The following is a 6,913-nucleotide window of genomic DNA, read 5'->3' on the forward strand; positions in this document are numbered from 1 at the left end:
TAGCTCCGAATCGTCCACGGGGGTCGAAGATGCCGGCCAGGGTACTGCTCCGATGGATTCCCGTCGCGCTCTGCCTGAGCGCGTCACTGATCCCACCGGCGCGGGCGCAGAGCTTCAGCCCTGCGGCGGTCGAGATGTTCCACGGGCTGAGGCAGCAACCCAACGACCTGGCCCGTTACGTTTACCTGATCAAGACGGCGCAGGAACTTTCCGCCGCCGACTGGCCGCTCGCGATGCAGATGCTCGCCTCGGTCGAGAACGAACTAGGCCTCTACAACGAGGCATTGCGCGACTTCCCGCTGAAGAGCCACGTGGCGGCGCACACCGCCATCCCCACGGCGGCACGGTGGAAGGCCGCCGATGCCGCCGACGTCATCGTCAGGCAGGCCGCCGACCGCCGCATCGTCCTGATCAACGAGGCGCACCATGACGCCCACACCCGGCAGCTCACGCTGGCCCTGCTGCCTCGCCTGCGCGCACTCGGCTTCGACCATTTCGCGGCCGAGGCGTTGCTCGACAAGGACGCCAGCCTGATGGGCCGCGGCTATCCGACCGCGGACAGCGGCAGCGACTACCTGCACGAACCCTCGTATGGCGAAATCGTGCGCACGGCGATCAGACTGGGCTTCAAGGTCGTGTCCTACGACGTGGACAGCCGCAGCACGCAGGAGCGCGAGACCGGGCAGGCCAACAACCTGTACCGGAAAGTGTTCGCCAGGAACCCCGATGCCAGACTGTTCGTCCATGCCGGCTACGCACACATCGACAAGGCCAAGGGGCGCCTGGGCAGCACCGCACCGATGGCCATGCAGCTGCAACAGCTGACTGGCATCGAACCGCTGTCGATCGACCAGACCCAGTTCCGCGAGCAGATTCCCAGCGAAGCGGACGCCTACACGGCACTGGTCGGGAACTTCCCTTCCAAGGGCCCCCTCGTGCTGCTCGACCGCAGCACCGGCAAGCCATGGAGCGCACATCCGGAGCAATACGACATCAACGTGCTGCTGCCACCCGCCGCCGGCCAGCGCGCCGTCGAGAGCGGTTACACCCAGCCTTCGACGATCGTGCACGACATGGTCCGCAACCAGCCCATGCTGGCGCACTTCGTCAACACGCAACGACCGGAGTGGCTCACTTTGCACGACGAACGCCACCCGTACACCATCAGCACCACCCTGTGCCGGGTCACCACGCCCTGTGTCGTCGACGCGCACTACGTCGATGAAGGCAACGACGCCATCGCTGCCGACCGCTACGCCTTCATGCAGGGCGACACGACAAGCAAGCTGTATCTACGACCTGGCCGTTATCGACTGCGCGCCTGGGATATTCGCGGCAGGACCCTGGCTGAGCAGGTCATCACGGTCAACGAGCGCTAGGCCATCGGAAAGCCGCTGGCGTTGCCTGGCGTGGCATCGTGGAACCCCGGTCCGGACCCGCATAACGCATTGCAGGTGGAAAGCTCATGCATCCTGCCGCCACATGGGTCCTGCTGACGCTTGCCATGGCTTGCAGCGGTGCTCACGCCGCGCAAAAGGGAGCGCCATCGAACCTGTTCGATGAGCTGCAGCCGTTGACCGGCGAACTGGCCCGGTACGAATACCTCATCGCGGCAACGCCGCAGTTGACCGGCAACGACCAGTTGCTCGCCCAGCAGATGCTGGCCTTCAGCGAAAACGAACTGGGGCTCTACAGCGAGGCGGTTCGCGATTTCCCGCTGCGCAACGAACTGCCAAAAGGATTGACCGCCCCGCAAGCCGATCGCTGGCAGGCGGTGGACGCGGTCGATGCCATCGCCACGCTGGCCGGCAACCGGCACCTGGTGATGGTGAACGAGGCCCCACGTCCCGGCCCTACCGATTGCGCAGCGTGGGTGCCGATGGGCGGACCTTGAACGAGCGCGCCATCGTGGTCGCGAGGCCCTGACGCGACCCACCCTGCGGCGGCCAGCGATGCGGCAATGAGCTGCTATTTCAACCTGGCCGTCAGCAGCGGCCCTGGTTAAGGGTTTCCCTTCAGACAGACATTGAATCAATTGATTTGCATGTGATTTGTCGAATTGATAACCTCGCTGCGTCGCACCCCGAGGTCGTCTGATGCAGCAGAACCCCTCCGTTCCCGAAACGGCCGTGTTGCCGACGCATCGAGCCATGCGGCATGCACTGCTGCTAGCGGCCGTGTTGTTGCTGGCCGCGTGCGCCAGTGGTCCGCAACGGCGACCACCCGGCTCGGGAACATCGCACTCCGCACTGGCCGGCCTGCCGCCGCGCGCGCCTTCGGCCGCCAGCGCCGGCGAGGCGAACGACATCCTGTTCCGCGCGATCGGCCTGGTCGGCACACCGTACCGCTGGGGCGGCAACACGCCCGCCGGCGGCTTCGACTGCAGCGGACTGGTCGACTACATCTACCGCACCGCCGCCAACATCCAGCTGCCGCGCACCTCGCACGAGATGGCCACGATGGATGCCCGCAAGGTGCGCCAGATGACCCAGCTGGCCAGTGGCGACCTGGTGTTCTTCGACATCGGCGGCGCGATCAGCCATGTCGGCGTGTACGTCGGCAAGGGCCGCTTCGTGCACGCGCCGAACAGCGGCGGCACGGTGCGGCTGGACGACATCGACGGGCCGTATTGGGGCGGGCATTTTGCCTATGGGAAGCGGGTGCTGGATTGAGGGTTCCGGCGGGTGAACTATCGGGATCAAGGTTAGCCTGGCGATCCTCTTCCCTGAAAAGCGGCATGGCAGTGGGGGGTTTGAGGTGATCTTGTGCTTTCCCTCTCCAACTCTCCCCCGGAGGGGGAGAGGGCAAACGAATAACGGCGCCCGACGGCGCCGTTATTGCTCAGGCTTTATTGAGGCGGGTGCTCTGCACTGTCCGGCGCATGGGCGTGGCCGTGGGCGAGCTCTTCCTCGGTGGCGTCGCGCACTTCGCCGAGGGCCACGTCGAAATGCAGGGTCTTGCCCGCCATCGGGTGGTTCAGGTCCACGTCGATCGCGCTCATGCCGACCTTGTGCACAGTCACCGCGCGCTGGCCGCCCTGCTTCAGCTGCAGCACGGTGGTCATGCCCGGCTTGAGCCGGTTGGCCTGCGGGAAGTACTTCTTCGACATGCGCTGGATCTGGCCTTCCTGGCGCTCGCCGTAAGCGTCGACCGGCGCCACGTCCACACTCAGCGTCTCGCCGGCCTCGTGGCCATCCAGTGCGGTTTCCAGGCCCGCGATCAACTGGCCGTGACCAAGCAGGATCCACAGCTGCTCATCGCGGTCGTGCGAGCTCTCAACCTTTTCACCGTCCACCGTCAGTGTGTAGTGGATCGCGATGACCTTGTCCTTGCCAGCCTTCATTGCCTGTCTCGTCGATGGGATCAAACGGCGGATTCTAGCAGTAGCCTGGCCGCGCTAGGACCTGCGATGGCCGAAGCCCACCCCGCGCGCCTCCGGCCCCAGCCACAGCAACGCCGCCAGCAACAACGCCACCAGCACCATCCACAGCGACATCGCGAACGCGAAATCGCCGCCATGGCGCTGCGCCAGCCAGGTCTGCGCGGTGGCGGTGACCGCCGCCAGCAGGTTGCCCATCTGGTAGGCAAACCCGGGCAAGGTGCCGCGCACCGCGGCCGGCGACAGCTCGTTCAGATGCGTCGGCACCACGCCCCAGGCGCCCTGCACCATCACCTGGATCAGGAACGCGCCCAGCCCCAGCAGGATCAGCGAGCCGCCGTACATCCACAGCGGAATCACCGGTATCGCCAGCAGCGCGGCGATCATCATCGCCTGGCGCCGGCCGATCCGCTCCGACAACGCGCCGAAATACAGGCCGCCTACCAGCGCGCCGAAATTCAGCAGCGCCACCAGCACGAAGGCCGTGGCCGAGCCGGTAGGCAGGTGCAGGTTCACCTCCTCGAAGGTGTGGTACATGTCCTGCGAGCCATGGCTGAACATGTTGAACGCCATCATCAGCAGCATCAGGTAGACCGCCAGCTTCCAGTGCCCGCGCATGGCTTCCAGCAGACCCGGCCGCTTCACCGCCCGCGCGCCTTCCTGCCAGACTGCCGACTCCGGCACCTTGCTGCGGATGTACAGCACCAGCAAGGCCGGGATCGCGCCGACCACGAACAGGCCGCGCCAGCCGATGTGGTCGACCAGCAGCCAGTTCGTCAGTGCGGCGAGAAAGAAGCCGCACGGGTAGCCGCTCTGCAACAGGCCCGACACCACGCCGCGTGCCTTCGCCGGAATCGACTCCATCACCAGCGACGCGCCGATGCCCCACTCGCCACCCATCGCCACGCCGAACAGGAAACGCAGCACCAGCAAGGCGGTCAGCGACGAGGCAAATGCCGTGGCGAACTCGAACAGCGAAAACAGGACCACGTCGAGCATCAGAATCGGCCGCCGCCCGAAGCGGTCGGCCAGCCGGCCGAACAGCAGCGCGCCCAGCGGTCGCGCCGCCAGGGTCAGGAACAGCGCGTAGGTGATCTCGGCGGTGCCCACCTGGAACTCCCTCGCCACCGTGACGATGACGAAGGTCAGCAGGAAGTAATCGAATGCATCCAGCGTCCAGCCCAGGAAGCCGGCCAGCACCGTATGCCTCTCGGTCGAATCGAGTTCATGCAAAGGTGCGAGCAGCGACATCGGAGCATTCCCGGACAGATGGCATAAAGGCGTATCGTAAACGCCGGCAGGGCCTCATCGCACAGCCCCACGGGCGACAAGGCCACCGATCGGGTGGCTGCATCGGCAGCCTCGCCAGAATCGACAACGCGCTCACGTGCGACGACGCAGACAGGAGGCCGTCCATGACAGACGTGGCTGAGATGGATCGCACCGCTCGCGAGCTGATCGCCAGACGCTACGACGGCTGGCTGCAGCGAAACCATGTGCGCTGGAAGCTCCGCGTCGACCCCGCCTACGCCGCCACGGCGGCCATCATTACCCGCACCCCTCTGCCGTTGCTCGACATCGGTTGTGGCCTCGGCCTGCTCGGTCAGTATTTGAATGCCGGGAGAAACGCGCAGTCCTACGTGGGGCTTGATCACGATCACCGAAAAATCCTTGCCGGTCAGCGCGCGGCACATCGCGGTGGACTCGATGTCGTGGTGGAACTGCAGCACGCCGACGCCAATGAACTCCCCGCCGTGCACGGACACGTCGCCCTGCTTGACGTGCTGCATTACCTGGACGCCCGGCGACAACGCAGCTTGCTGAAAGCCGCCACCGAACACCTGACCGCTGACGGCTGCCTGGTCATCCGCAGTGTGCTGCGCGAGCCGAATTGGCGCTTTCACGCCACCCGCGTGGAAGAGTTCTTTCTGCGCACCTCGGGCTGGATCCCCGGCGGTGCTCAGCATTATCCGACAGCGGCCGAATTGCGCGGGCCGCTGGAGGACGCCGGGCTGGAGGTCGGCATCCGCCCCTTGCGCGGCCGAACCCCATACAACAGCTACCTGATCGTGGCGTGCGCTCCGCCGAGAGCTATCGCGCTCCGTGGCGACCGGCCTGCCAAATCAGTTTGACTCCCATGCACACGCCACCTCCGATACCCGCTATACTGCGCGGCGCAATCACTCTGACTGCTGCGGCCCAGGCTGCCCCCTTTCCCTCGATACGCAACACGGTATGAACACTCCGGGTTGCCCAGGAGTGTTCCATGTCTTTCGATTCGCTGGGCCTTGCGCCCGCGTTGCTGCGTGCGCTCGCCGATTACGGCTACACCACGCCCACCCCGATCCAGGCCGCGGCGATTCCGCCCGCGCTGGAAGGCCACGACCTGCTCGCCGCCGCGCAGACCGGTACCGGCAAGACCGCCGCGTTCGCACTGCCGCTGCTGCAGAAGCTCTCGACCAGCGGCCAGACCATGACCCGCCGCCCGCGCGCGCTGATCCTCACCCCCACCCGTGAGTTGGCCGCGCAGATCCACGAGAACATGCGCGACTACGGCAAGCACATCCACGTCAGCGCCACCACCATCTTCGGCGGCGTCGGCATGGGCCCGCAGATCAATGCGCTGCGCCGCGGCGTGGACGTGGTCATCGCCACCCCCGGCCGGCTGATCGACCACCTGCAGCAGCGCACGCTGGATCTGTCGGCGGTAGAGACGCTGGTGCTGGACGAAGCCGACCGCATGCTCGACATGGGCTTCCTGCCAGCGCTGAAGCGCATCCTGCAGTCGGTACCGAAGAAGCGTCAGACCCTGCTGTTCTCGGCCACCTTTGCGCCGGCGATCAAGGCGCTGGCGCTGGACTTCATGCACAACCCGCGCGAGATCTCGGTCTCGGCGCCGAACACCGTCACCACCCTGGTCAGCCACCAGGTGCACCCGGTCGATGCCTCGCGCAAGCGCGACCTGCTGCTGCACGTGCTGTCGCAGGACAGTCGTCGGCAGACCCTGGTGTTCAGCCGCACCAAGCACGGCGCCGACAAGCTGGTCACCTTCCTCAACGCCTCCGGCCTGCGCGCTGCCGCGATCCACGGTAACAAGAGCCAGAATGCGCGCACCCGTGCGCTCGCCGATTTCAAGTCCGGCCGCGTCACCGTGCTGGTCGCCACCGATATCGCCGCCCGCGGCATCGACATCGAGCAGCTGCCGATCGTGATCAACTTCGACCTGCCGTCGGTGGCCGAGGATTACGTGCACCGCATCGGCCGCACCGGCCGTGCCGGCATGGAAGGCCTGGCGCTGTCGCTGGTCAGCCACGACGAAAGCGGCCTGCTGTTCGACATCCGCAAGCTGCTGAAGCAGGACATCGCGATCACCCCGGTGGCCGGCTACGAGCCGTCGGCCCCGCTGCGGCTGGATGCCGGCGCGCCACGCCCGAAGCAGGGTGGTGGCGGCCAGCGCCAGCAGCAGCGTGCGCCGCGCCAGGGCAAGCCCGCCGGCGCGGCGGGGCCGAACGGCCACGCGCCGCAGGGTTGCGG

7 protein-coding genes are annotated in these 6,913 nt (G+C 66.5%); 5 read left to right on the forward strand and 2 right to left on the reverse strand.

Going from position 1 to position 6,913, the window contains the following annotated elements; genetic code table 11:
* Positions 1-29 precede the first annotated feature (29 nt).
* The 3 genes from AC3WTD_RS11640 (at position 30) to AC3WTD_RS11650 (ending at position 2,672) form a co-directional block, all read left to right on the forward strand.
* Complete coding sequence (locus AC3WTD_RS11640) at positions 30-1,379, forward strand: hypothetical protein (RefSeq protein WP_492613885.1); 1,350 nt, start codon at positions 30-32, stop codon at positions 1,377-1,379.
* A gap of 86 nt (positions 1,380-1,465) precedes the next feature.
* Complete coding sequence (locus AC3WTD_RS11645; protein WP_492613886.1) at positions 1,466-1,894, forward strand: hypothetical protein; 429 nt, start codon at positions 1,466-1,468, stop codon at positions 1,892-1,894.
* Between the two features lie 256 nt (positions 1,895-2,150).
* On the forward strand, positions 2,151-2,672 hold the full coding sequence (locus AC3WTD_RS11650; RefSeq protein ID WP_492613887.1) for a C40 family peptidase: 522 nt from the start codon (positions 2,151-2,153) through the stop codon (positions 2,670-2,672).
* A gap of 176 nt (positions 2,673-2,848) precedes the next feature.
* Here AC3WTD_RS11650 and AC3WTD_RS11655 read toward each other — a convergent pair whose 3' ends face one another.
* Positions 2,849-3,343 carry an FKBP-type peptidyl-prolyl cis-trans isomerase gene (locus AC3WTD_RS11655; RefSeq protein ID WP_027493498.1) on the reverse strand — a complete coding sequence of 165 codons (495 nt, stop codon included), beginning with the start codon at positions 3,341-3,343 and terminating at the stop codon, positions 2,849-2,851.
* Positions 3,344-3,397: 54 nt separating this feature from the next.
* Entirely contained in the window at positions 3,398-4,630 is a 1,233-nt protein-coding gene (locus tag AC3WTD_RS11660; protein WP_492613888.1) for an MFS transporter, read from the reverse strand.
* A 164-nt stretch (positions 4,631-4,794) separates the two neighbouring features.
* Between AC3WTD_RS11660 and AC3WTD_RS11665 the strand changes: the two genes are divergently transcribed.
* Positions 4,795-5,511, forward strand: coding sequence for an SAM-dependent methyltransferase (locus AC3WTD_RS11665; RefSeq protein WP_338109851.1), 717 nt, complete (start codon positions 4,795-4,797; stop codon positions 5,509-5,511).
* 134 nt (positions 5,512-5,645) lie between these two features.
* Positions 5,646-6,913, forward strand: a 1,268-nt coding sequence (locus tag AC3WTD_RS11670; protein WP_492613889.1) for a DEAD/DEAH box helicase, incomplete at its 3' end; no start/stop codon positions are given.

This window comes from Rhodanobacter sp. FW106-PBR-R2A-1-15 (genome assembly GCF_058789735.1).